At 41.0% G+C, this 23288-nt stretch carries 17 protein-coding genes and 2 tRNA genes; 14 read left to right on the forward strand and 5 right to left on the reverse strand.

The annotated features are described in order from the left end of the window. Window positions 1-146 precede the first annotated feature (146 nt). Window positions 147-401, forward strand: a complete 255-nt coding sequence (locus AC07YT_RS07620) for a hypothetical protein (protein ID WP_086545488.1) — start codon at window positions 147-149, stop codon at window positions 399-401. A 402-nt stretch (window positions 402-803) separates the two neighbouring features. On the opposite strand, the gene AC07YT_RS07625 is transcribed toward AC07YT_RS07620, so the two are convergent. After that, window positions 804-1508, reverse strand: a complete 705-nt coding sequence (locus AC07YT_RS07625) for a FadR/GntR family transcriptional regulator (protein WP_086545489.1) — start codon at window positions 1506-1508, stop codon at window positions 804-806. A gap of 177 nt (window positions 1509-1685) precedes the next feature. On the opposite strand from AC07YT_RS07625, the gene AC07YT_RS07630 reads away from it, so the two are divergent. From AC07YT_RS07630 to AC07YT_RS07665, 8 genes are all read left to right on the forward strand, one after another. After that, complete coding sequence (locus AC07YT_RS07630; RefSeq protein ID WP_086545490.1) at window positions 1686-5021, forward strand: SusC/RagA family TonB-linked outer membrane protein; 3336 nt, start codon at window positions 1686-1688, stop codon at window positions 5019-5021. Window positions 5022-5031: 10 nt separating this feature from the next. Continuing rightward, window positions 5032-6603, forward strand: coding sequence for a RagB/SusD family nutrient uptake outer membrane protein (locus AC07YT_RS07635; protein ID WP_086545491.1), 1572 nt, complete (start codon window positions 5032-5034; stop codon window positions 6601-6603). A gap of 83 nt (window positions 6604-6686) precedes the next feature. Further along, window positions 6687-7634 carry a dihydrodipicolinate synthase family protein gene (locus AC07YT_RS07640; RefSeq protein WP_086545492.1) on the forward strand — a complete coding sequence of 316 codons (948 nt, stop codon included), beginning with the start codon at window positions 6687-6689 and terminating at the stop codon, window positions 7632-7634. A gap of 69 nt (window positions 7635-7703) precedes the next feature. After that, the gene (locus AC07YT_RS07645; RefSeq protein WP_086545493.1) at window positions 7704-8861 is read left to right on the forward strand and encodes a hypothetical protein; all 1158 of its coding nucleotides are present in this window, start codon (window positions 7704-7706) and stop codon (window positions 8859-8861) included. Next, a complete protein-coding gene (locus AC07YT_RS07650; RefSeq protein ID WP_086545494.1) occupies window positions 8858-10087 on the forward strand; it encodes an MFS transporter in 1230 nt (409 codons plus the stop codon). The genes AC07YT_RS07645 and AC07YT_RS07650 overlap by 4 nt, the downstream gene beginning before the upstream one ends. A 16-nt stretch (window positions 10088-10103) precedes the next feature. Next, window positions 10104-11657 carry an exo-alpha-sialidase gene (locus AC07YT_RS07655; protein ID WP_494945256.1) on the forward strand — a complete coding sequence of 518 codons (1554 nt, stop codon included), beginning with the start codon at window positions 10104-10106 and terminating at the stop codon, window positions 11655-11657. Window positions 11658-11662: 5 nt separating this feature from the next. Continuing rightward, on the forward strand, window positions 11663-13735 hold the full coding sequence (locus tag AC07YT_RS07660; RefSeq protein WP_086545496.1) for a GDSL-type esterase/lipase family protein: 2073 nt from the start codon (window positions 11663-11665) through the stop codon (window positions 13733-13735). Between the two features lie 6 nt (window positions 13736-13741). After that, window positions 13742-14923 carry an AGE family epimerase/isomerase gene (locus AC07YT_RS07665; RefSeq protein ID WP_086545497.1) on the forward strand — a complete coding sequence of 394 codons (1182 nt, stop codon included), beginning with the start codon at window positions 13742-13744 and terminating at the stop codon, window positions 14921-14923. A 57-nt stretch (window positions 14924-14980) separates the two neighbouring features. On the opposite strand, the gene AC07YT_RS07670 is transcribed toward AC07YT_RS07665, so the two are convergent. Both AC07YT_RS07670 and AC07YT_RS07675 read right to left on the reverse strand, forming a co-directional pair. Further along, entirely contained in the window at window positions 14981-15391 is a 411-nt protein-coding gene (locus tag AC07YT_RS07670) for a nuclear transport factor 2 family protein (protein WP_086545498.1), read from the reverse strand. 61 nt (window positions 15392-15452) lie between these two features. Beyond that, entirely contained in the window at window positions 15453-16418 is a 966-nt protein-coding gene (locus AC07YT_RS07675) for an alpha/beta fold hydrolase (protein WP_086545499.1), read from the reverse strand. Between the two features lie 87 nt (window positions 16419-16505). Between AC07YT_RS07675 and AC07YT_RS07680 the strand changes: the two genes are divergently transcribed. Next, window positions 16506-17378, forward strand: coding sequence for a LysR family transcriptional regulator (locus tag AC07YT_RS07680; RefSeq protein ID WP_086545500.1), 873 nt, complete (start codon window positions 16506-16508; stop codon window positions 17376-17378). A gap of 1484 nt (window positions 17379-18862) precedes the next feature. Here AC07YT_RS07680 and AC07YT_RS07685 read toward each other — a convergent pair. Next, window positions 18863-18946: transfer RNA gene (locus AC07YT_RS07685), tRNA-Leu, on the reverse strand. Window positions 18947-19016: 70 nt separating this feature from the next. Beyond that, window positions 19017-19089, reverse strand: a tRNA-Gly gene (locus AC07YT_RS07690). A gap of 373 nt (window positions 19090-19462) precedes the next feature. Here AC07YT_RS07690 and rhuM point away from each other — a divergent pair. From rhuM to AC07YT_RS07710, 4 genes are all read left to right on the forward strand, one after another. Next, window positions 19463-19603 (forward strand): RhuM family protein, encoded by a 141-nt coding sequence (gene rhuM / locus AC07YT_RS07695; RefSeq protein WP_494945260.1) that lies wholly within the window; start codon window positions 19463-19465, stop codon window positions 19601-19603. Window positions 19604-19840: 237 nt separating this feature from the next. After that, window positions 19841-20941, forward strand: a complete 1101-nt coding sequence (locus tag AC07YT_RS07700) for a caspase family protein (RefSeq protein WP_086545501.1) — start codon at window positions 19841-19843, stop codon at window positions 20939-20941. After that, window positions 20941-22206 carry a hypothetical protein gene (locus AC07YT_RS07705; protein WP_086545502.1) on the forward strand — a complete coding sequence of 422 codons (1266 nt, stop codon included), beginning with the start codon at window positions 20941-20943 and terminating at the stop codon, window positions 22204-22206. The genes AC07YT_RS07700 and AC07YT_RS07705 overlap by 1 nt, the downstream gene beginning before the upstream one ends. Window positions 22207-22217: 11 nt before the next feature. After that, entirely contained in the window at window positions 22218-23282 is a 1065-nt protein-coding gene (locus tag AC07YT_RS07710; RefSeq protein WP_086545503.1) for a ComEC/Rec2 family competence protein, read from the forward strand. The last annotated feature ends 6 nt before the right edge of the window (window positions 23283-23288 follow it).

A 23288-nucleotide genomic window follows, 5' to 3' on the forward strand; every position in this document is an offset into this window, starting at 1 on the left:
TTGTAATGCATGCTGCATAAAAGTTAATACATCATTTTAAGTAAAAAATTAACTTTTAGATTACATACAAAATAAAGACTTACCATATTTTTGACCGTTCTCGAAATCTTATTTATAAAACAGGAAACGAAGATTTAAAACCAAAAATGAAATACTTAGTCAAAGAAATCAGTGAAGGAAACTGCGATATTACTTTATTGCCAGAAAACCTGAATGACAGAAATCTTTTAGCCGAAACAACGAAAAACCTTCAGCACGATTATCAAGAAACTATCCAATCGCATTATGAACATGCATTGAAAAATGAAGTTCATGATAATGCTGCGTTTGTTTCCTTAAATAATGAGGAAAGCAATTATCCGAAAAGAGTAAATGTAAATTACCAGATTATCCTAAGTTAGACGGATCATTTCCGGGCAAAGGCTTTCTTTATCATAAAGAAAGCCTTTTTTTGTTTTAGGATTCTTTTACGCATAGCTCAAGCGATGTAGATCAAATCAGGCCATTGTTGAGGGAATGAATGTTAACAAATCTTAAAACATTAAGAGGTTAAGAACATTAAGGGGTTGCGCTGTAGATAGGATTACTGGTGAAAATCGGCTTACAACGAGGATGGAGCTTAAATTCGATCGTTAGTTAAAGAATTACCATCATAATGAACTAACTACCATTGAACGAATGAATCAATTAACCAATTATCCATACTAATTAGCTAATGACCATTGAACGAATGAACTAATGACTAGTGAACTAATGACCAGTGAACTAATGACTAGTGAACCAATGAACTAATGACCAATGAACTACTCTTCAGCAAATAAGCGGTTAAAATGATTTTCGAGATGATTTCTCATCGCGTTGCGGAAAAGTTCAGGCGATCCGTTTTCTAAAATGTCGACTAAACCCTTATGTGATACAAACTTATGCAGTTGCCCTTGCTTTTTTAGTAAGCCGCTATTGTGTACAAAATCGAATATTGGTAATAACATGCTCTGAAATTTTCTCAGGGTTTCGTTTCCGGTGATATCATAAAGCTTTCCGTGGAAAGCAATCTCGTGCTCGATATTAAATAAATGATCTTGCGAAGCCTCGGGCTCATTATCCACAATGGTTCTCAGTTCTTTCAGGTCTTCGGCGGTAATGCGCTGAAAAAGAAAATCAGCCATTCCAATTTCGAGCACCAGCCTGATTTCGAATATTTGTTTTAGCGTTCCCTGATCCAAAATATGTGGATTCATACTTTTGGAAAGGATGCCAAATAAATCCGGACTGGTGATCACCGCGCCTTTTTTCTTTTTCGATTCAATTAATCCCATCATTCGTAATCTCAACATGGCCTCGCGAACTACTGTTCTGCTTACACCCAGCGCGGCACAAAGTTCGAGCTCTGTAGGGATGCTATCTCCAACTTTAAGTTTGCGTTCCTGCAATAGTTGAACAAGCTTATCTTCTACACGATCTACCAACGAACTGGTATCCACTTGTTTAAAATTACTGATGCTCTCCATTATTATGTATAATTTATTTTCTTTTAAAATCGGTCTTTAAATAGCTTTCTGGGCAAATATAAAGTTAAGCAACTAAATATTCGCTCAAAGTTTATCGAAACTATTTGCAAATATCTAAAATAAGTCGGTACTTAGTATTATTATGTATAACATAATACAAAATAAGATAACCAAATTATGAAAGAAATTTACCAAACATTTGCTAGGCAGTTTCTGCTTAGTTTGGCTGTTTGCTTAACTGCGCTAACAGCCGTGGCACAAACCGGTACGGTATCGGGTAGAATTACTGACGTATCTGGAATGGGGATTCCAAGTGCAACCGTTCTTGTTAAAGGCACGAAAACAGGCACAGCCTCCGATAATGACGGTCGTTACCGCATTGCCGCTAAACAGGGAGATATTCTGGTATTTTCCTTTACAGGCTACACCGCCAAAGAAATTACAGTTGGTAATAACACCAGTATCAATGTAGCGCTGGCAGAGGATAACAAGAATTTAGATGAAGTTGTTGTTTTGGGCTATGGTACTATCCAAAAATCGAAACTTACAGGTTCGGTATCAAAACTGGATGCTAAAGTTTTGGAAACGGGTATACGTTCTAACCCGGCATCTGCTTTGGCTGGTACAATCCCTGGTTTAAGGGTTCAGCAAACTTCTGGCCGTCCGGGTTCGGTACCTAATATTGTTTTACGTGGTGGTACCAGTTACACAGGGGGCGGCTCGCCATTGGTAATGGTGGATGGTTTGCTGAGATCGGGTTTTAGCGACATTAACCAGGATGATATTGAATCGATTGAGGTGTTAAAAGATGCTTCTGCTACGGCCATTTATGGCGCCAGGGCCAGTAATGGTGTGGTATTGATCACCACTAAAAAAGGTAAAGAGGGCGCTTCCAATATCTCTATAAAATCTAAAGTAGGTATTAATAAATTAAACATCCCGTTCGAATTTTTAAATGCAGAGCAATACATTTATTGGTCGAGAAAAGCAATTGAAACTTCAGGAATGTACGAACCTAGCCGTTTAACGCAATTAAATACAACAGGTCCGTTTGGTACAGGTAACTTATATAAAGATGCTGCGGGGAATATTCTGGATGGAAACCTGAATGCTTCGGCAGTGTGGAGTCCAATGTTTAGAAGTGCTGCCAATGAAGAATTACTGGCAAAAGGATGGCAGGTGATGACTGACCCTTTAAAAACCAATGCTGCGGGAGCCTATGATCCGAATGGGATAAACAGAGAGATCATCTATAAGGATTTTAACTACTCAGACTATGCACTTAGAGATTATAGTTTGACACAGGATTATAATGTATCGATGACAGGTGGGAATGAGAAAGGTAAATATTATGCAGGCTTGGGCAGTTATGATGAAAAAGGAATGCCCATTAATACCTTTTATAAACGATTAACCTTCGTATTAAATGGCGATTATAAGATAAAACCCTGGTTAACTTCTATTTCCAGTTTAAATTTTGCCAATGCCAAATGGCGAGATGCGATTAACTCGGAAGGAAATTATCTTACCCGTGCTTTAGGTGCGCCACCAACCATGAGGGGAATGAATGAGAATGGTGATTTATTGGTCGGCAGAGATTATCTTGATGGCAACCCGGCGGTAAACGACGATAAGTTTATCCGGAATAACAATACAGATAAATTTACATTAAGCCAGGCTTTAAAAGTAGATTTCTTGAAGAACCTGTCATTAAGGGTGAGTGGAAACTACTTCTTTAACAACGGGAATTATGAATCTTTCAACAGGGATTTTTTATCTAGCCCCGGAAATTATAACAGAACCCGTACTTCGTCGGCATCTTTTGATAAAACGCTAAGCCAAACCTATAATGGCGTAATCAATTATAACACCACGATAGCAACCAAACATCATATCGATGCCATGGTGGGTACTGAATATTATGATACGTATGCCCAGGGTTTATCTGCTTCAGGAAGCGGCGCACCTACTGACGACTTTTCTGATCTGGCACTTACCAATTCAGAAAAAGATAGACGTGCTACAGATACCTATCATACCCGTCAGCGCATTTTATCATTCTTTGGTCGTATGAATTACGATTATGATGGAAAATACCTGCTAACCGCAACCTTACGCCGCGATGGATATTCCAGGTTATTAAACAATCGCTGGGGTAATTTTCCAGGCGTTTCGGTAGGTTGGAACTTACATAAAGAAGATTTCTTTAAATCACTTACCGGCGTGGTGAATACTTTAAAATTAAGGGCCAGTTATGGTGCAAACGGTAATGTGAGTGACGATTTTATTGGCGCTTATACTTTACAGGGATCGTATGGCTCTAATAAATACAACAGCAGCATTGGTTATTTGCTGGGCAATATTCCAAATCCCAATTTGCGCTGGGAAAGTTTAATTACAAAAGAGGTTGGTTTAGAAACCCGTTTGTTAAACAAGATTGATCTTTCTGTGGCTTACTATCACCGAACCACCAGTGATAAAATTGCATCCTTAACATTTCCGCTCAGTGCAGGGATAACCTCCATTACGACCAATAACGGCGATATGCAAAACCAGGGGGTAGAGGTTGATTTGAATTACAGCGTATGGAGAAGCAAAGACTGGACGGTAAACTTTAATTTCAATATGGCTTATAATGCTAATAAAATTTTAAAACTTCCTGCCAACGGGTTAGAAAACAACAGGCAAGGGGGTACGCAGGTTTACGATCCCAATACCAAAGAGTTGATCTGGGTTGGAGGCTTGCAGGAAGGTCAGGATCCAAACGTGGCTTATGCCTATCAGGCTAAAGGCATCATCAGGACCCAGGCCGATTTAGATGCTTATGCTTCATCATCTTTTGTTGATTTAATTGGAGCGAGAAGACTTGTGCACCCTAATGTGTATAATGCAATGAGCGCTGCTGATAAAAACCTGCACTTTCCGATTGCTTTAGGAGATGTAATGTGGACCGATGTAAACGGAGATAATGTGATTAATAGCTTCGATCGTGTTTACATGGGACGTACCGTTCCGCGTTTTACCGGAGGTTTTGGTGCAAACGCAAGCTGGAAAGGTTTCACCCTAAGTACCCGTTTTGATTATGCTTTAGGTTTTATGGCTTATGATGGACCACGATCGTGGTTTGCAAGTAATGCACAGGGCACATTTAACACCATTACGGATGTTTTGGACACCTGGTCGCCAAGTAATCCGGATGCAAAATTCCCAACTTATTACTGGGCAGATCAACTTTATAAAAACAATACTTTCCGCGAATCAAGCATGTATTATCATAAAGGAGATTATCTGGCACTGAGAGAAGTTAACTTAACCTATAAGTTACCAGCTAAATTGGCCAGTAAGTTAAAAAGTGAAGGAATTAACCTGTCGGTAAGTGGACAGAACCTGGCTTATTTTAGCGAGTCGACCCTCTATTCTCCAGAAAGCAGCAGCATAGGAATTGGTGGTGCCGGAAGTGGTGGTTACCCTTTACCTAGAACGATAATTTTTGGTCTTCAATTTACTTTCTAATTAAACTGCAATGAAAAAGATACTAATAGGCTTTGCCTTAATCATATTAAGCACCGCTTTCAGTGCGTGTAAAAAATTACAACTCACCCCTGAGGATTATTTTGCCAGCGAAAGTTTCTGGAAAAGTCCGGCCCAGGTAGAGGGGGGGATGGTTGGTCTTCATAGTCAATTGAGAGGTTTTCAATTTACCATATTCACACTGGGCGAAATGCGTGGCGGAACTTTAAGAACCGGAACCAGTTTTACAGGTACAGCATCGCTGAATTCTGCAAATGTAATCAATCAGGATATCCGCGAATCGAGCACTGGCATAACCGGCTGGTCGGGCTTTTACCGTCCAATTTTTGATGTGAATAATTTCATTTATCAGGTAGAACAGGCGAATTACCTTTCCTCTGCTGATAAGGCTTATTATTTAGGTCAGGCTTACGGAATAAGGGCATTTTATTATTTTCATTTGTTCCGTACTTTTGGCCGGGTACCTTTAGCCATGGAGCCAACCTTATTGATTAAAAATCCAAAATCGGCTCAGGAAATGTACTTGCCGAGGGCAAAAACAGAAAAAGAAACGCTTGATTTTATTAAAGCTGATATCGATAAATCGGCATCGAGCTTTGGAACCAATTACACTACAAAATTTCAAAAAGCACAATGGTCGCTTGGCGCCACACAGATGTTGAAAGCGGAGGTGTACCTATGGTCGGCCAAGGTTAAAATTGATAATGCGGTGCCTGCAACAACTGTAGCAGATTTAGCTACGGCCAGAACAGCTTTGGAAGATGTAATTTCGAAATATAGTTTATTGCCCGATTTTGGTAACGTTTTTAAATCGGCAAGTATTGCTGCGAGTAAAGGTAATAACGAAATGATATTTGCCATGAGAAATCAGTTTGGTGAAGCAACTAATAGTTATTCCCAGTTCATTTACGCCATCACCGATCCTTTAAGCGGTTATGTAGATGATAAGGGTGTGGCTATTCCTGCCGACCCGTTACAGGTAAATGGCGGTGGAACAATTATTCGGTACGAATACAAAATAGAATTGTACAATTTGTTTGATGTTGACGATAAACGTGCAAATGCTACATTTTTGAATTTCAACAAAGGTACCATTCATGCCACTAATTTGCGAAAATTCCCTGGTGTGGTAGTAGAGGGCGCGCGTAACTACTCTGATGATTTTCCGGTATATCGCCTGGCAGAAGCCTATTTAATGCTGGCTGAAGTGAAAAACAAACAAGGCCAAAGCCCTGCGGCAGAAATAATGATCGTCCGCAATCGCGCATATGCACCAGGCGTTGCGCCAGTATTTGTTAACGGTACCTTTGAGCAAAATGAATTGGCCATATTTACCGAAAGAACCAAAGAATTTGTGGCTGAGGGTAAACGTTGGTACGATTTACGCAGAATGCAGGATGCTTCGGGTAATCCACTGGTTTTTCGTAAAGATTTGCCATTGGTTGGGGTTTTAGATAACATTGCCGGGCAAAACCACAAAATTTTGTGGCCGATTGATTTATCGACTTTGAACCAGGATGAAACTTTAAAAGGCGATCAAAACCCTGGATATAAAGGGACATAATAACACCAGATAACTATCGGGATAAGTGCCTTCCGATAGTTATCTGCTATCAAATTACATCATAGCCATTATCAACAATACAAATGAAACACGAACATTTACAAGGATTAATCGCTGCGCCATTCACGCCGTTTGATCCATCAGGAAAATTAAATTTATCAATCATACCAGCATATTACCAGTTTCTTAAGTCAAACGGTGTTACAGGAGCCTTTATCTGTGGTTCAACAGGAGAAGGGGTTTCACTTAGCCGTGAAGAAAAAATGGAAGTTGCCGAAGCCTGGGCAACAGCCACCAAAAATGATCAGGATTTTAAGGTAATGACTTTGCTTGGTGGTACCTGTCTGGCCGATTGTAAAGTATTGGCAAAACATGCAGCCGAAATCGGTTTATATGGTGTTTCCTTTACCGCACCTTCTTATTTCAAGCCTTCAAATGTTGGGGTTTTAGCCGAAATGTGTGCCGAAATTGCTGCAGAAGTGCCCGAAATGCCTTTTTATTATTATCACATTCCGGTATTAACCGGGGCAAACCTCAATATGATCGATTTATTGGAAGCGGTCGACGGTAAAATTGCAAATTTCGCAGGCGTAAAATATACCCACGAGGATTTTATGGACTTTCTTTCCTGCATGAGTTTCAAAAATAATAAATACGATATGCTTTGGGGACGTGATGAAAATATGCTTTCTGCGCTGGTTTTAGGTTCGAAAGGCGCTGTAGGCAGTACATTTAACTATTTGACGCCTTTATACAACCGGTTAATTGAAGCTTTTGAGCAAAATGACCTGAAAACCGCCGTTGCCTTCCAGCAGAAATCAATTGATTTTATTCGCTTATTGGGTAAATATGGTGGAATTGCAACAGGTAAAGCTTATATGAAAATGATCGGTTTAGACTGCGGCGAATTCAGGTTGCCGGTTAAAAATATGGATACAGCCGCATTCGAACGCTTTAAAAAGGATGTTGAAAGTTTAGACTTTGAAGGTTTTAAATCAACAGCCGGGCTAAATAAAATTGAAAAGGTTTAAAGCTTAACCGCATTGCGCTCAATTATCATTAAGCAATGGTTATCTTTATTTAATCCCTATTTCGTATTCATGAAAAAGATCATCTTATACCTTACTTTCTTGCTTACATCTATCATATCACCAGAATTATCGGCTCAGCACCACTATGTTAAAAATATAGGCTGGAATATAGCCGCCAAAATACCACCTGCTCCTAAACAAACAACCGCTATGGGTTTAGCTGGTGCGATTTCAGGTACCAGTCAAAACATGTTGCTTATTGCAGGAGGAACAAATTTTCCTAATGAAATGCCCTGGAACGGTGGCAAAAAGAAATACTACGATGATGTTTTTCTGTATCGAAAAGCCAATAGTAACCTGCGTTTAATGCCCGCTAAGAAAGACTTAAAATTACCTTTTAACCTGGCATACAGTGCAGTTTGTAGTACTCCACATGGTATTGTTGTTGCCGGCGGTGAAAATGAAAACGGACTGAGCAAAAAAGTATTGATCCTGAATTGGAAAGCAAATGAATTGCAGATCAGCTTTCTTCCCGATTTACCAAATGGACTAAGCAATGGCGCGCTAACCGCAGTAGGAGATGTTGTTTACCTCACTGGAGGCGAAGTAGAAAATGGAGCAACAGATCAATTTTTATCCTTGAATTTAACAAAACCACAAGATGGATGGAAAAAAATGATCAATCTTCCTCATCCCGTTTCACATACGGTATTGCTGCATCCTGAAACCAGCCGGGAAATTTTCATCATCGGGGGTAGAAAAAGAAACCAGGGCGATACCAGTACGCTCTATAAAAATGTATTTACCTATAATATCGACAAGCAAACCTGGACCATAAAAGAATCATTACCTTATGCTTTATCTGCCGCCTCGGGTGTAGCAAATGCGCAAGATCTTTTCATTTTTAGTGGAGATCAGGGTGAAACCTTTCATCAGGCAGAAAAACTAATTGCCGGAATAGATCGGGAGAAAGATCCTGTAAAAAAAGAAAGTTTAAATCAGCAGAAAATTAAACTTCAGTCTAATCACCCTGGTTTTAGTAAGTCGGTGCTAAAATATGATCTAAAACAGAATACCTGGCTCAGCCTAAATGGTTTATTGCCTTATGGTACAGTGACCACCAATGCCGTGCTTTTAGGTCAGGAGGTGATTATCCCAGGTGGTGAAATTAAAGCGGGGGTAAGAACGCCTAATATTTTAATGGGGAAATTAAAACCAAACAAATGAGAGAGAAAAGATACGCATGGGTAGTAGTGGGATTGCTTTGGTTTGTAGCCTTGTTGAATTACATGGACCGCCAAATGCTTTCGACCATGAAACCTGCCATGCAGATGGATATTGCTGAGCTAAAATCGGCCACTAATTTCGGCTATCTGATGGCTATTTTTTTGTGGATATATGGTCTAATGAGCCCTGTTTCAGGAATCATTGCCGATAAATTGAATCGTAAGTGGTTAATTGTTGGTAGTTTAATGGTTTGGTCGCTGGTTACTTTTTTAATGGGCTACGCCACTACTTTTAATCAGATTTATTGGTTAAGGGCATTAATGGGCGTTAGTGAAGCACTTTATATTCCTGCGGGATTATCGCTCATTGCCGATTACCACAGTTCTAAAACACGATCTGTCGCCATTGGTATACACATGACAGGACTTTACATGGGGCAGGCTTTAGGTGGTTTTGGTGCAACTATAGCTTCAAAATTCTCTTGGCAGGCTACCTTTCATTCTTTCGGCTTCGTAGGTATTGTATATGCATTAATCCTGATGTTCTTTTTAAGAGAGAAAAAACATACTGAAATACAGGGTACCGAAACGATCCGGATTAAACAACCGCTTTTTAAAGGACTGGCGCTTTTATTCAGCAATATTTCTTTTTGGGTAATTCTCATCTATTTTGCCATTCCCAGTTTGCCTGGTTGGGCCACTAAAAACTGGCTCCCTACTTTATTTGCCAATAATTTAGGCATCGATATGGCACAGGCCGGACCCATTTCGACCATTACGATTGCGGCATCCTCATTTTTAGGGGTAATTTTCGGAGGTATTTTATCCGATAGGTGGGTGCAAAAAAATATCAAAGGGCGTATTTACACCAGTGCCATTGGCTTGGGTTTAACCATTCCATCACTATTGCTTATTGGTTTTGGCCACTCTTTGTTCAATATCATTGGAGCTGCTTTTTGTTTTGGTTTCGGTTATGGCATGTTTGATGCCAACAATATGCCAATTCTTTGTCAGTTTGTTTCCTCAAAATCTAGGGCTACAGCATATGGGGTGATGAATATGACCGGTGTTTTTGCCGGGGCTTTCATTACCGATTTATTGGGCAAATCGACCGATTCAGGTAGTCTGGGGAAAGATTTTGCCATGCTTTCTATCATTGTTTTTATTGCCTTAATGATTCAACTTTATTTCCTGCGTCCAAAATTTAACGATTTTGAAGATGCTTAAATCAACAGAAAAAAATATGAAACTTATTAAAATAGGGGCAGTCTTGAATTTGCTGCTCATGCTTACCACATTCACCTTACAGGCTTCCCCATTAAAAGGGTTAAGCATTACCGCTTCTTCACCCGTAGTTCCTGTTTTAAAAGGGATGGATTCAAACCCACTTTTGCGGGTATTGATTTATATCCCGGAAGGTGATAAAGAAATTACGTTTAAAAAAATAGCGGCCAAGCTCAATCCCGCTGGACTGCAGTCGGTTGAAAAGATTGATGTTTATTTTACCGATCAGGAACCACTTTTTTCAGCAAAAAATAAACTAACTACCATTAATCCAATAGCTGTAAATATGGGCATTGAGGTGAACATTAAGCTCAAGCCGGGTATGTATTACATTTGGTTTAGTGCAAAATTAAAAGATCAGGCCGATATCGATTCGAAAATTGAATTTCATGTGAATCAGATGGAAGACACCAATGCTAAAAAATATACCGTTAAGGAAGAGGGGCAAGGTTTTGTTAAAAGATTGGGGATAGCAGTAAAAAAGGCTGGCGAAAACGGCATTAATACCTTTCGGATCCCTGGAATTGCTACAACAGACAAAGGTTCGTTGATTACTGTATACGATATCCGCTATAAAAACTCAGGGGATTTACCCGGAAATATCGACGTGGGCATGAGCAGAAGTACCGATGGCGGTAAAAGCTGGGAACCCATGAAAGTAATTATGGATATGGGCGAACCGAACGAAAATAATGGGGTAGGCGATCCCGCGGTTCTTTTTGATCCCGTTACCAAAAAAATATGGGTAGCCGCATTGTGGAGTAAAGGAAACAGATCAATAGCCGGATCAAAACCAGGCTTGTCAGAAGATGTTACCGGACAGTTGGTATTGGTGAGTAGTGATGATGATGGATTAACCTGGTCGGCACCGAAAAGCATCACCAAAAATGTTAAAGATCCGGCCTGGAATCTGTTTTTTAACGGTCCGGGTAGTGGTATCGCTATGGCCGATGGTAAACTGGTTTTTGCTGCGCAGTATTGGGATGAAAATGCCATGCCACATTCTACACTGTTATATAGTGCAGATCATGGCTTAAGCTGGAAAACAGAAGACGGCCCTAAGCCAAACACCACCGAAAGCCAGATTATAGAAACCACACCAGGTATTTTAATGCTGAATATGCGCGATAACCGCGGCAGCTTTAGAAGTGTAGCCACAACGGCTGATATGGGTAAAACCTGGGTAGAACACCATACTTCGTACAATGCATTGCCTGATCCGGTTTGCATGGCCAGTTTCATTAAAGCCATGGTGATGGTAAAAGGTAAGGAAAAAGAAGTGGTATTTTTTGGGAACGATAATACGCAAGCCAACCGTTACAATTTAACCATAAAAGCAAGTTTAGATTTGGGGGAAAGCTGGAATAAGAAAAATGAACTCTTGGTAGATGATCGAAAGTTTTATGGTTATTCCTCATTAACGAAGATTGATGACCAGACCATTGGCTTTTTCTACGAAGGCTTAAAAGATTTATACTTTGTGCGTATTCCGGTGAGTGAAATCGTAAAATAGACCTTATGAAAGCTTTTTTCGGGTTAATAACAGGACTGATCTTTTTGATCAGCGGCAATATTTATGCGCAAAAAGTAAAGGTTGCCTGTGTCGGGAATTCCGTAACGGCGGGTTATTTATTGCCTAATCCAAAACAAGAATCTTATCCGGCGCAATTGCAGCAGCTTTTGGGCGATCAATATCTGGTCGGTAATTTCGGCCATAGCGGAGCTACCTTGTTGAAAAAAGGCCATAATCCTTATTTTAAAACCAAAGAATTTAATGATGCACTAAACTTTCAGGCGGATATTGTCATTATTCATCTCGGTTTAAATGATACCGATCCCCGTAACTGGCCAAATTATAAAGGCGATTTTCAAGCTGATTACCAATGGCTGATCGATAGCTTGAAAAAAGGAAACCCAAAGCTTAAAATTTATTGCTGCAAACTAAGCCCGATTTTTAGCGGTCATCCAAGATTTAAGTCGGGAACACGCGATTGGTATGGGCAGGCTCAGGATAAAATTGAAGGGGTTGCAAAGGCAAATCAATTTGAACTGATCGACCTCAATAATGCTTTAAATAACCGCCCGGAGCTTTTTGCCGATAATCTCCATCCTGATATTAATGGCGCTGGTATTATTGCAAAAACGGTATATGCACATATTACCGGAAATTTTGGAGGCTTTAAATTAAATACACTATTTGCTGACCATATGGTTTTGCAGCGCGACCGGCCGATCCCGGTTTATGGAACAGCCAATGCTGGTGATTGGATTGAAGTCCAGTTTAACCACATTACCCGGCGAACAATAACCGATCGAAATGGCCAATGGAAAGTGTTTTTTAAACCGATGAAATTTGGTGGGCCATACCTGCTTAAAGTTAAGTCAAATCAACATGCTGTTTGGTTAAAAGATGTGATGATTGGCGATGTATGGTTGTGTTCGGGGCAATCGAATATGGCCTTTCCGTTAAAATCATCGGCTACCGCTCAGGCTACCTTAAGCCGGCTAAACAAAAATCTCCCGGTTAGATTATTGAAGTATAATCTACTGGCCGAAACAGATAACATTGCCTGGGATGAAAAAACATTAAAGCAGGTAAATGAACTCAATTATTTCGCTGGAACCTGGGCTAAACCCGATGAAAATAATGTCGGTAGTTTTTCAGCCGTTGCTTATTATTTTGGAGAAAAAGTTGTCTCAAATACGCAAATCCCAATTGGGCTCATTCAAATGGCCGTTGGCGGTTCAACGCTCGAATCGTGGATGGATCGAAAAACATTAGAACATGATAATTTGCTGGTTGATTTGTTGGCTAACTGGCGGAAATCGGATTTTATCCAGGATTGGGTAAGGGGCAGGGCAAATGTAAACCTCAAAAATGCATTGATCCCGAAACAACGGCACCCTTACGAACCAGCCTATAATTATGAAGCCGGGATTTCTAATTTAATCGGCTTTCCAATAAAAGGTGTGATTTGGTACCAGGGAGAGAGCAATGCACATAATATTGAGCTTTATAATCACGAATTTCCATTATTGGTTAAAAGCTGGCGTGAAAAATGGAATGGTAACTTTCCTTTTTATAGTGTTCAGCTGTCTTCTATCGATCGTCCTTCCTGGCCCTTTTTTAGGGATGCACAACGAAAACTGCAGGCTGTTATTCCCAATTCAGGTATGGCCGTGAGCTCTGATCTGGGCGATTCGCTTAATGTTCATCCTACACATAAAAAAGAGATAGGCGAACGCCTGGCTTTACTCGCCTTAAAAAATACTTACCATCAAAATATTTCAGCTATTGGCCCTGTTGCAGTGAAAGCTGTACGTAAGGGAAATACCATCATGATCAACTTTAGCCATGCCAAAAGGCTGATGTTGGGCAATGGGCCGGTTTTAAAAGGTTTTGAAGTAGCGGATGAAAAGGGAAATCACCTTCCCATCAGAGCGACTATCATTAATAACCAGGTACATTTAATTGTTCCTGCTCAACTGAAAATCAAGCAGGTTTTATATGCCTGGCAACCTTTTACCAGGGCTAATTTAATTAACGAAGCCAAACTACCAGCTTCCACATTTTCCATTTCCATCAATTAAATCTACATGAGTTATACGACCCAAGCACTGCAAAAACTTGCTGCATTTTATAAAAACCAGTTGTTAAATAATACCGTTCCTTTTTGGTTTCCAAGATCGTTTGATCAGGAACACGGCGGTTATCTGTTTATGCGCGATCGTGACGGAAGTTTAATCGATGATGATAAAGCGGTATGGATTCAGGGGCGCGCCGCATGGTTGTTATCTACCCTTTGTAATACCATTGAACCTAAACAAGCGTGGCTTGATGGCGCAAAATCCGGAATAGATTTTTTAAATAACCATTGTTTTGATAGCGACGGACAGATGTTTTTTCATGTAACCCGTGAGGGGCAGCCGATTCGCAAAAGACGCTATTATTTCTCTGAAACTTTTGCGGTGATTGCCAATGCAGCCTATGCAAAAGCCAGCGGTGATGAAGCTGCAGCTGAAAAAGCAAGATATCTGTTTGGGAAATGTATCGAATACGCCACAACACCAGGATTATTGCCTGCAAAATTTACAGGAACGCGTCCGGTAAAAGGGATAGGTGTACCCATGATTATGATGAATACCGCCCAGCAGTTGAGGGAAACCGTTGGCGATCCGCGTTGTGATGAATGGATTTCAACCTGGATTGAAGAAATCAAAAACGATTTTGTGAAAGATGATATCCAGTGTGTGATGGAACAGGTCGCACCAGATGGCTCCATAATCGATCATATCGATGGAAGAACATTAAATCCTGGTCATGCCATAGAAGGCGCCTGGTTTATCTTACACGAAGCAAAATACCGCAATAACGATCCCGAATTAATTAAATTAGGCTGTAAAATGCTCGATTATATGTGGGCGCGTGGCTGGGACAAAGAATATGGTGGGATTTTATACTTTAAAGATGTGTACAACAAACCTGTTCAGGAGTATTGGCAGGATATGAAATTCTGGTGGCCACAAAACGAAACGATTATTGCCACATTATTGGCTTATACCTTAACCGGTGATGAAAAATATGCGCGCTGGCATAAAATGGTTCATGATTACGCTTACGATAAATTTCATGATCAGGAACATGGAGAATGGTTTGGTTACCTGCATCGCGATGGTACGGTAGCGCAGACAGCGAAAGGCAACCTGTTTAAAGGGCCATTTCATTTGCCAAGACAGGAATGGTATTGTGCACAGTTATTGCAGGGAATGGGTTACTAAATAAAACACAAAAGCCATCATTGCTGACGGCTTTTGTGTTGATTCAAACTTCAATTTTTACAAGTGTCGATCCTGTTCAGCAATTTGCATATCATTTATACTGGCATAACGTTTCTGCATTAAGCCATTTTCGTCAAACTCCCATAACTCATTGCCATAGCTGCGGTACCACTGGCCAGCCTCGTTATGCCATTCGTATTCAAATCTTACTGCTATGCGGTTTTCGGTGAACGACCATAATTCTTTTCTGAGCTTATAATCCAGTTCCTTTTCCCATTTGCCCGATAAAAAGGCTTTTACCTCTTCACGACCATTAATAAATTCGCTTCGGTTGCGCCATTCTGTATTGATGGTGTAGGCCATACATACCCGCCCGGGATCGCGTGAGTTCCAGGCATCTTCGGCCATTTGTACTTTCTGTACTGCAGTTTCATGGGTAAATGGTGGTAGCGGTGGTTTTTGTTCCATTGTTCTAAAATTTTTTGATAGATAACACTTAAATCCAATTTATTTATGTTTGCTTTTCTGCTTATTTAGGTAAAGTTGCCAGAAATTTAAGGATTTCATCTCCAATTTCAACAACATGCGATTCTAAAGCGAAATGGCCGGTATTGTAAAATTTCACCTTTGCATCGGGTTGGTCTTTTTTATAGGCTTCTGCACCAGCAGGTAAAAAGAAAGGATCTTTATTGCCCCAAACAGCTAGTATTTTTGGCTTGTATGTTCTAAAATATTCCTGAAATTTAGGATATAAGGCCACATTATTTTTATAATCCTTAAAAAGATCAAGCTGAATTTCGGCCACACCCGGACGATCGAGAAAATACTGATCTAATGTGTAAGATTCCGGTGCAATAACCGAAGGATCATTCACCCCTGTCAAATATTGTGATTGAGTTGCTTCAAGGGTTAGAAAGTCTCTTAATGCCGCTCTGTTTGCTTGAGTGTCGTTTTCCCAGTAACGTCGGATCGGGTTCCAGCCTTCACTAAGCCCTTCTACATAGGCATTGCCGTTTTGTGAAATGATGCCCGTAATTTTTTCGGGATTTGCCAGTGCGAGACGATATCCGGTCGGTGCACCATAATCAAAAACATATATGGCGAATCGTTTAAGTTTTAATTCATCTACAAACGTCTGCATGGTTTTAGCCAGATTATCGAAAGTGTAATCAAATGTAGTGCGCTCAGGTAGATCGCTATAACCAAAACCTGGCAGATCGGGTGCAATAACATGATACTTTTTGCTCAGGATGGGGATGAGATTACGAAACATATGCGATGAGCTGGGGAAACCGTGAAGTAATAACACCGTTGGGGCGCCCAGCGGACCTGCTTCCCGATAAAATACATTCAAACCATTTATACTTACGCGGCGATAATGAACATTTGCTGTTTCTGAAGCAGATTTGCTTGTTGTTGAAATAGATTGTGCCATGAGGTTTGATTTTCCAAATACAACAGCCATTATTAATGCTGACCAAATTAATTTTTTCATTTTTTGTTTCTTTTCAAAAAAACTATCAACGATATTTGATTATTAAAAATGATTTATTAAGATGTTAATTATCATAATTTGTGATTTATGAATACCAATGATTTAAATTTGTTCGAAGCAGTTGCCCATCATGGTAGTTTTACCAGGGCTGCTGAAGCCATGTTTACAGTACAGTCGAACGTTACTGCCCGTATCAAAAATCTGGAAGAAGAATTCGGCACGCCATTGTTTACCAGAACATCGAGAAAGGTAGCGCTAACAGCTGCAGGTGAAACATTGATGCAGTACAGCAAGCAGCTTAACCACATCATTAGCGAAGCAAAGAGGGCTATTGGTAAAAGTGATTTGGTTAGAGGGCAGATCAAAATTGGCTTTTTGGAGACGATGATGACGATTAAGGGACCGGAGCTGGTTAACGAACTTGCGGCTAAATTTCCTTTTGTTGAGCTAGAATTTAAATCGGCCATGCGCCCGACCCTTTTAAATGATGTAATAAATTATAGGCTCGATGCGGCATTTGTGCCAGCTCCAATAGATGTTCAGGAATTGCATCAGATCAAAATCAAAGAAGAAGAAATTGTTGTGGTTGCGCCGGGCGACTGCAAAACGCTTGACGATTTATTGAATAAGAAACCGGTAAAAACGATAGTGTTCGATCAGGGCTGTGTATTTAGGGCCAGGCTCGAATCGTGGCTGGTAAGCAAGGGGATTGATCAATATCATAAAACGGTTATGAATTCGATAGAAGGTGTAGTTAATTTTATTGAATCAGGTATTGGCTTTAGTTTTTTGCCTAAAGAAATTATCTCCAGCTTTTATCGTGGTAAAAATATCAAAACTTTTGCCCTTCCGCGCGAACTTGGATTAATGACTACCCTTTTTGTTTATCGTAAAGATTTACCACTTACACCCGCTTTGCAAGGATTTATTAGCCTTTTTGAGGAAGGTAACAAGAATTGAATTAGTTGTTAAACAAAAAAAGCCATCATTGCTGATGGCTTTTTTTGTTCGATTTTTTTTGTGTACTCGGGGCGGGAATCGAACTGTGGTCTTAACCCCTTGATATACAGATATGTTTTATTCTGAAAGGCTAGAACGCACGAATGACGCGCTCGGGCCAATAGACAGGATCTTAAATTACTTACTATTCAAAGCCTGCATTACTTAAAAAATGATCTCAAAGTACTACAATCCTTATCAACCCAAAGATACAAATTCCTATTCCAATTTCATGCGGCAAATAAGAATTCGTCTGATAATAAAACTCCGGAAATCGAGCACCATATAGTCCTGTTCCATTTTTACGACTTTGCATAAAAGCTCTTAATTCAAGTTCGCGCTTGACCAGATAGAGGTTCAATTTTAGGTAAAATTGTTTTACGGGATTCAGGTAAATAAAGCGCTAAATAGTGTAAACATTTTTATCAATCATGTCCTTCAGAAATCCTTCCATTTTTTCCAACAACGAGATTGATTCCTCTATTTCCTTTGTTGTAAAGGTAGCCATACCGGCTACTGCGTATTTCGGCAAAAGTGTACACGCGTTTCGCATTTATGCTGACACTCTATTTCGCTGCAAACTGACGAGCTGTTTCGGACCAAACTGACGGTGCTGATCTTTGGATCAGAATTTCTTCTCTTGGCAATTCCATTTAATTTTATAAGTTCAGGCTAAATAAAAGGCTCAGGCGTTAATTACTACTAGATGCAATCTTCGATCTGTCTGGTGGGGTTTGGATGCTGTGGCGCGTCTTTTAGGTGTAATTCCTCTATGGTTTTCAATTAAAGAGCCGTTGTTGACCTTAGGGGATAGGTTGGATGTGAACCTGAATTAGATGAATCTGGTTGCTCCAGGAAGAAGGAAATTTGAGGTCGAGGCCTGTTTTTGTTCAGAGGGAAAGGGACATTTTAGACAGCCGCCCGGCAATCAAATTCGCGTACAGTTTGGCCCGAAATGGATTGACCAGTTTCATTGAAATATGCAGTATTGTGAAGGGAAGTTTAGAACATACGCTATTGATTCAATATTTTTAAGTAACACATTGGGTATAAATGAAAATGGGCTTCTCAAATTTGAGAAGCCTACTAACCTTGGGACGTTAGTCCCGTCCAGTACTCGGGACGGGAATCGAATCCGCACGCCTTTGAAAGCATCCCGACTTAGGTCGGGACGCGTCCATCAGTTCCACTATCAACCATTAGCCTTTCGGTCTATAAGAAATGACTATAAACAAAAAAACCTTTCATTTCTGAAAGGTTTTTGTTCGATTTTTTTTGTGTACTCGGGGCGGGAATCGAACCCGCAGGCCTTTGAAAGCATCCCGACTTAGGTCGGGACGCGTCCACCAGTTCCACTATCAACCATTAGCCTTTCGGTCTATAAGAAATGACTGTAAACAAAAAAACCTTTCATTTCTGAAAGGTTTTCGTTCGATTTTTTTGTGTACTCGGGGCGGGAATCGAACCCGCACGCCTTTGAAAGCACAGGATTTTAAGTCCTGCGTGTCTACCAGTTCCACCACCCGAGCATTAGCCTGTTCCGAAATCCTTCGGTAGGTTAACTTTAAAATAAATGCCTTCTGTGAGGAAGGCATTTAGAGCGAAAGACGAGATTCGAACTCGCGACCCCGACCTTGGCAAGGTCGTGCTCTACCAACTGAGCTACTTTCGCAAATGAATACTTGTTGTATTCCTTTGGGGTTGCAAATATAGAAATTAAACTTTCCAAATCAAAAAAATAAAATAAATTTTTTGAATAAAATGCTTAGTGCTTCAAAATCAAAGGGATAAAAATAAGGTTTGCTATGAAATGATTTTCTTATTGGTGGATTCTAAATAATAGCACGGTTATTCTATATTGTATAATCTAATACCATGAAAACAGATCAAATTCTTGTTTATCACACTAAAGATGGTGAAACAAAAATAGTCGTAAGGCTTGAAAATGAAACAATTTGGCTTACCTAGATCCAGATTGTTGGACTTTTTCAGCGTAGCGAGGCAAACTTAGCGAACATATTAAACATATTTTTCAATCCTAGGAACTGGATAAAGAATCAACTGTTCGGAATTTCCGAACAGTTAGAGAAGAAGGAGAAAGAAAGGTAAATAGGGATTTAATGTATTCTAGTCTTGATTTAATCATATCGGTAGGATATTGTGTCAATTCTATAAGGGGTATATAATTTCATATCTGGACAAATAAAGTGTTAATGATTGCAGAGAGTGAGATCAGGATTGAAAGATCATTTAGCGTTTTTAGAATGGTAATCGTCTATTTCTTTGTGGTTTATAAATAAAATCGCTATTTTAGTGTATCTAAATTCTGGGGCTCGAGATCGGATGGTGGTTACCATGGTTATGCCTCTTCATAACAGGGACTGCCGATTTAGCTATGTCTTTAGGTGCTAGCTTCAAAAACTATGGCAATTAGATTTAAAGATATCAAGCCCGGCCCCCAGACTCATGTAATGATTATCGGGGTTGGCCATTATCCATACCTTACAGGGGGTGACGAGGAAAAGGTACAGACCTTTGCCTTGGCCAAGGGACTTGGACAGTTGGATTCTACCGTGATTTCGGCACATGCCTTTTATGATGAGGTAATGGCGCTTCAAACAAGCAGTTCGTGGATCTCACCCCTTGGTAGTGTTGAGCTTTTGACCGATGGGGTAGAAGAGGCAACCAGGGCGAATGTGGAAAGAGCATATTGGGAATGGAAAGAGCGCTGCAGTTCCCATGAGGATAATGTAGCGGTATTCTACTATGCCGGACATGGCTTTGGGATGCCGCAGGAGCAATACCTTGTCCTGTCAGATTTTGGAAGGTTTCCTGCAAATCCCTGGAATTCATGTATTCCCTTTAGTGCTACCCGAATGGCCTTTCATGCCTGTAGGGCAAAGACCCAGCTTTTTTTCGTGGATGCCTGCCGGTCCGTAACTGCCGATGTGATGAGAAATACGATCGTAGTGCCCAATGTGGATGTGATTGATAATCTTCAGTCTGAGTGCATCCATAACCTGACTGTCCTCGGATCTGCTGCAAATGAGCAGGCATTCGGGATCAAGGGCGGAACAAGTTATTTTCTCGAAGCTATCTTAAGTGGATTGAGAGGCTTTGGCGCGGAAAACGGTGCGGAATGTATCATCTCAACGGCAGATTTTCCGCCGAATATCAACAATTGGCTCTCCCTTGCGCAGCGAAAGGATTCATCAGCCCAGCGTTGTACCGCAACGATCAATAAGCCAGGGAATTTCATTAAGCTGCCCAAGCATCCCGATGCCGAACTTGAACTGGACTGTATTCCGGCCGATGCAGTGCCGTTGGCAAGTTTCACTTATATGGGGGCAGCTGGAAGCCAGAGTCGGGCCCCGGAAGTTGCGCCCTGGAAGGTAAAGATTCCAGCAGGGATCTATCAGATGTCCGTCAATTTTACCGTTCCACATTACCAGAACAAAACGGATTTCAAAAAGGTGGTCGCACCCGGAATCAGGCAGATTTTTAACGTTAAAGTCGAACTGTAATGGCAGGAAATAATAAGATCAGGATTTTTGGAGATGTATCCTCTAAAAATGATTTTGCACTTAAAACGGCAAAACAGGTTGAGCTCCTGGATGAAAATCTTAACCGGGTGCAGTCCAAATGGATTACCGGAAACAGTTTTAACTATCTCGATGTTGATCCCGCGCTTTACGTGGTAAAACTTTCTTTTTCAACCGGTGAGCAGTATAGTAAGGTTGTAGATGTTCGTGAGGGAGGCGATAAATCAGTAGACTTTGATCTTGAGGACCTCGTGGAAAAAGACAAAGCTTTCTCCGGTCCCCAGGAGATGGATTTTATACTTTCCGAAGAAAGCAATCTGGAAATGCATGCACCTTCAGGAACTTCGGGAGGAATTGATCTGGATAATGATAAATCTGGAAGCATCTTCAAGTATGAAATAGACCGAAGTGTTCAGTTCCAGCTCAAGCGTCTTTACCTTCATGCGGGTAATTTTCTTCCCGAGACCATCATCACCTTCAGCGATTCTGAGCTAAGGGATGGACCTTTGAATCATGATTTTTTTAGCGGTAAAACCACTTTGTTGCTCCTCGAGTCCAACCGCTATGAACCGATCCTGCTTTGCTGTCCGTTCAATCAGCATATGTCCGTACAGATCAGGCTTAATCCGATTGAAGAGAAGTCAATTCCCATCGAGATTAAACTGATGTCCGAAAACTCTATTGCAGAATCACTCTTGAATCTGATGAGCAATGGCAGTATGATCCAGGCAGAGTCATTTTTTGATGGGGCAGTGGCAGCAGAGATGTTGTTTCAGGAGAAGCGTCGCGATGCAGCGGCAGCGGCGATCGGCGGTTACTTTTTACTCAAGATCAGGGACTATGAGCGGATGCATAATTGGGCCAATAATCTGGCCAATTGGTTTGGATGGATGCCTGATGGATGCATTATCCACGCATGGCAGATGATCAATGATGGTGTGAATGAACCTGGTGATGAATTAAGGGTGAGGGAGAGGCTGCTTGAAGCGCAGCAACGGGGAATTCCTTTATACACAGAAGGCGTCCGCCTATTATTCGATGGCTTAAAACAGCTCCATACCCTTGCCAAGGGACGGGATCGAGAAATTGCAGCTGCGCTGGAGATGGTGGATACTTACGTCGGAAAGATCGACTGGAGCCAAAAGAATACCACTGTAATTAACCCCGGGCGTAAGATTAATGGAGAAGAAATCCCATTGACTGACCGAAATGACCGTGGATTTTTGGATAGATTATTTGATCAATAACAAATACTGAAATGAGTTTAACCATTAGATTTTTTCCGGCCAGATATGGTGATTCGATCCTGATAGGTTATGGTGATGCCGGAAACCTCAAATATATTCTGATCGACGGGGGTACAGGAGGGACGCGATCAGAAATCCTTTCCTTTCTTAATGGATTGCCAGATGGGCATAACCGACTAGAGATAATGGCTGTTACCCATATTGATAAGGACCACATTGAAGGGGTTCAGCGAATCCTGGAAGCAGATGCGCTCGGTTTTGAAGTTGGGGATTTTTGGTTCAACGGCTATCACCACCTTTCTCCGGAAAGACCGGGTGAAGAAGCTTATGGTTCCAGACAGGGCGAGCTGATGACCGGAGATCTACTTCGGCACAATCTGAAATGGAACGATATTGTTGGCGGAGCTGCGCTTTTTGTACCCGAGGAGGGACCTCTTCCAGCTTTTGAACTGCGTGGTGGGCTCAAAATTACCCTGCTTTCCCCTTCTCTTCAGCACCTTTTTGATCTCAAACCGTTATGGGAGGCTGAACTGTTGAAGCTGAAACTTGAGTCGGGATTTGGTTCTGAAAAGGCGGAACCGAAGAGGGGTGATGAGCAAGCTTATGGAGCCATCAATGTAGATGCGCTCAATGCAATGAAGTTTGAAGAGGACCGTGCTGAGGCCAATGCCAGCAGCCTCGCTTTTCTGCTTGAGTTTGAAGGCAGAAAAATCCTATTACTGGGCGATGCGCAGCCAGGCCAGATTTATCAGAGCCTGAAAAGGCTTCAGCCCGAAGGCAGATTTGCGGTGGATCTCTGCAAAATCTCCCACCATGCGAGTCGCGGAAATACCAGTCCGGAGCTTCTTGAACTTTTAGACTGCAACCATTTTGTGATCTCCACCAATGGTTCTATCTATGGCCATCCCCATCAGGAGACCATTGCCAGGATCATCAAGCGTTCTTCAGCCGATGTAAAACTTTATTTTAATTACCGCACCAAACATAATTCGATCTGGGAGGATGCTGACCTTTGCTTTATGCACGGTTACTCCACCACTTATGGAAAGAAAGGAATGTTGGAGATCTCGCTCTGATCGGCA

This window comes from Pedobacter sp. GW460-11-11-14-TSB4 (assembly GCF_059423705.1).

Bases quoted from the DNA above. Each gene is read 5' to 3' on its own strand.
- AC07YT_RS07660 (WP_086545496.1), top strand. From the start codon at position 11,663: ATGAAAGCTTTTTTCGGGTTAATAACAGGACTGATCTTTTTGATCAGC.
- AC07YT_RS07700 (WP_086545501.1), top strand. From the start codon at position 19,841: ATGGCAATTAGATTTAAAGATATCAAGCCCGGCCCCCAGACTCATGTA.
- AC07YT_RS07655 (WP_494945256.1), top strand. From the start codon at position 10,104: ATGAAACTTATTAAAATAGGGGCAGTCTTGAATTTGCTGCTCATGCTT.
- AC07YT_RS07650 (WP_086545494.1), top strand. From the start codon at position 8,858: ATGAGAGAGAAAAGATACGCATGGGTAGTAGTGGGATTGCTTTGGTTT.
- AC07YT_RS07710 (WP_086545503.1), top strand. From the start codon at position 22,218: ATGAGTTTAACCATTAGATTTTTTCCGGCCAGATATGGTGATTCGATC.
- AC07YT_RS07705 (WP_086545502.1), top strand. From the start codon at position 20,941: ATGGCAGGAAATAATAAGATCAGGATTTTTGGAGATGTATCCTCTAAA.
- AC07YT_RS07635 (WP_086545491.1), top strand. From the start codon at position 5,032: ATGAAAAAGATACTAATAGGCTTTGCCTTAATCATATTAAGCACCGCT.
- AC07YT_RS07620 (WP_086545488.1), top strand. From the start codon at position 147: ATGAAATACTTAGTCAAAGAAATCAGTGAAGGAAACTGCGATATTACT.
- AC07YT_RS07680 (WP_086545500.1), top strand. From the start codon at position 16,506: ATGAATACCAATGATTTAAATTTGTTCGAAGCAGTTGCCCATCATGGT.
- AC07YT_RS07625 (WP_086545489.1), bottom strand. From the start codon at position 1,508: ATGGAGAGCATCAGTAATTTTAAACAAGTGGATACCAGTTCGTTGGTA.
- AC07YT_RS07645 (WP_086545493.1), top strand. From the start codon at position 7,704: ATGAAAAAGATCATCTTATACCTTACTTTCTTGCTTACATCTATCATA.
- AC07YT_RS07670 (WP_086545498.1), bottom strand. From the start codon at position 15,391: ATGGAACAAAAACCACCGCTACCACCATTTACCCATGAAACTGCAGTA.
- AC07YT_RS07630 (WP_086545490.1), top strand. From the start codon at position 1,686: ATGAAAGAAATTTACCAAACATTTGCTAGGCAGTTTCTGCTTAGTTTG.
- AC07YT_RS07665 (WP_086545497.1), top strand. From the start codon at position 13,742: ATGAGTTATACGACCCAAGCACTGCAAAAACTTGCTGCATTTTATAAA.
- AC07YT_RS07675 (WP_086545499.1), bottom strand. From the start codon at position 16,418: ATGAAAAAATTAATTTGGTCAGCATTAATAATGGCTGTTGTATTTGGA.
- AC07YT_RS07640 (WP_086545492.1), top strand. From the start codon at position 6,687: ATGAAACACGAACATTTACAAGGATTAATCGCTGCGCCATTCACGCCG.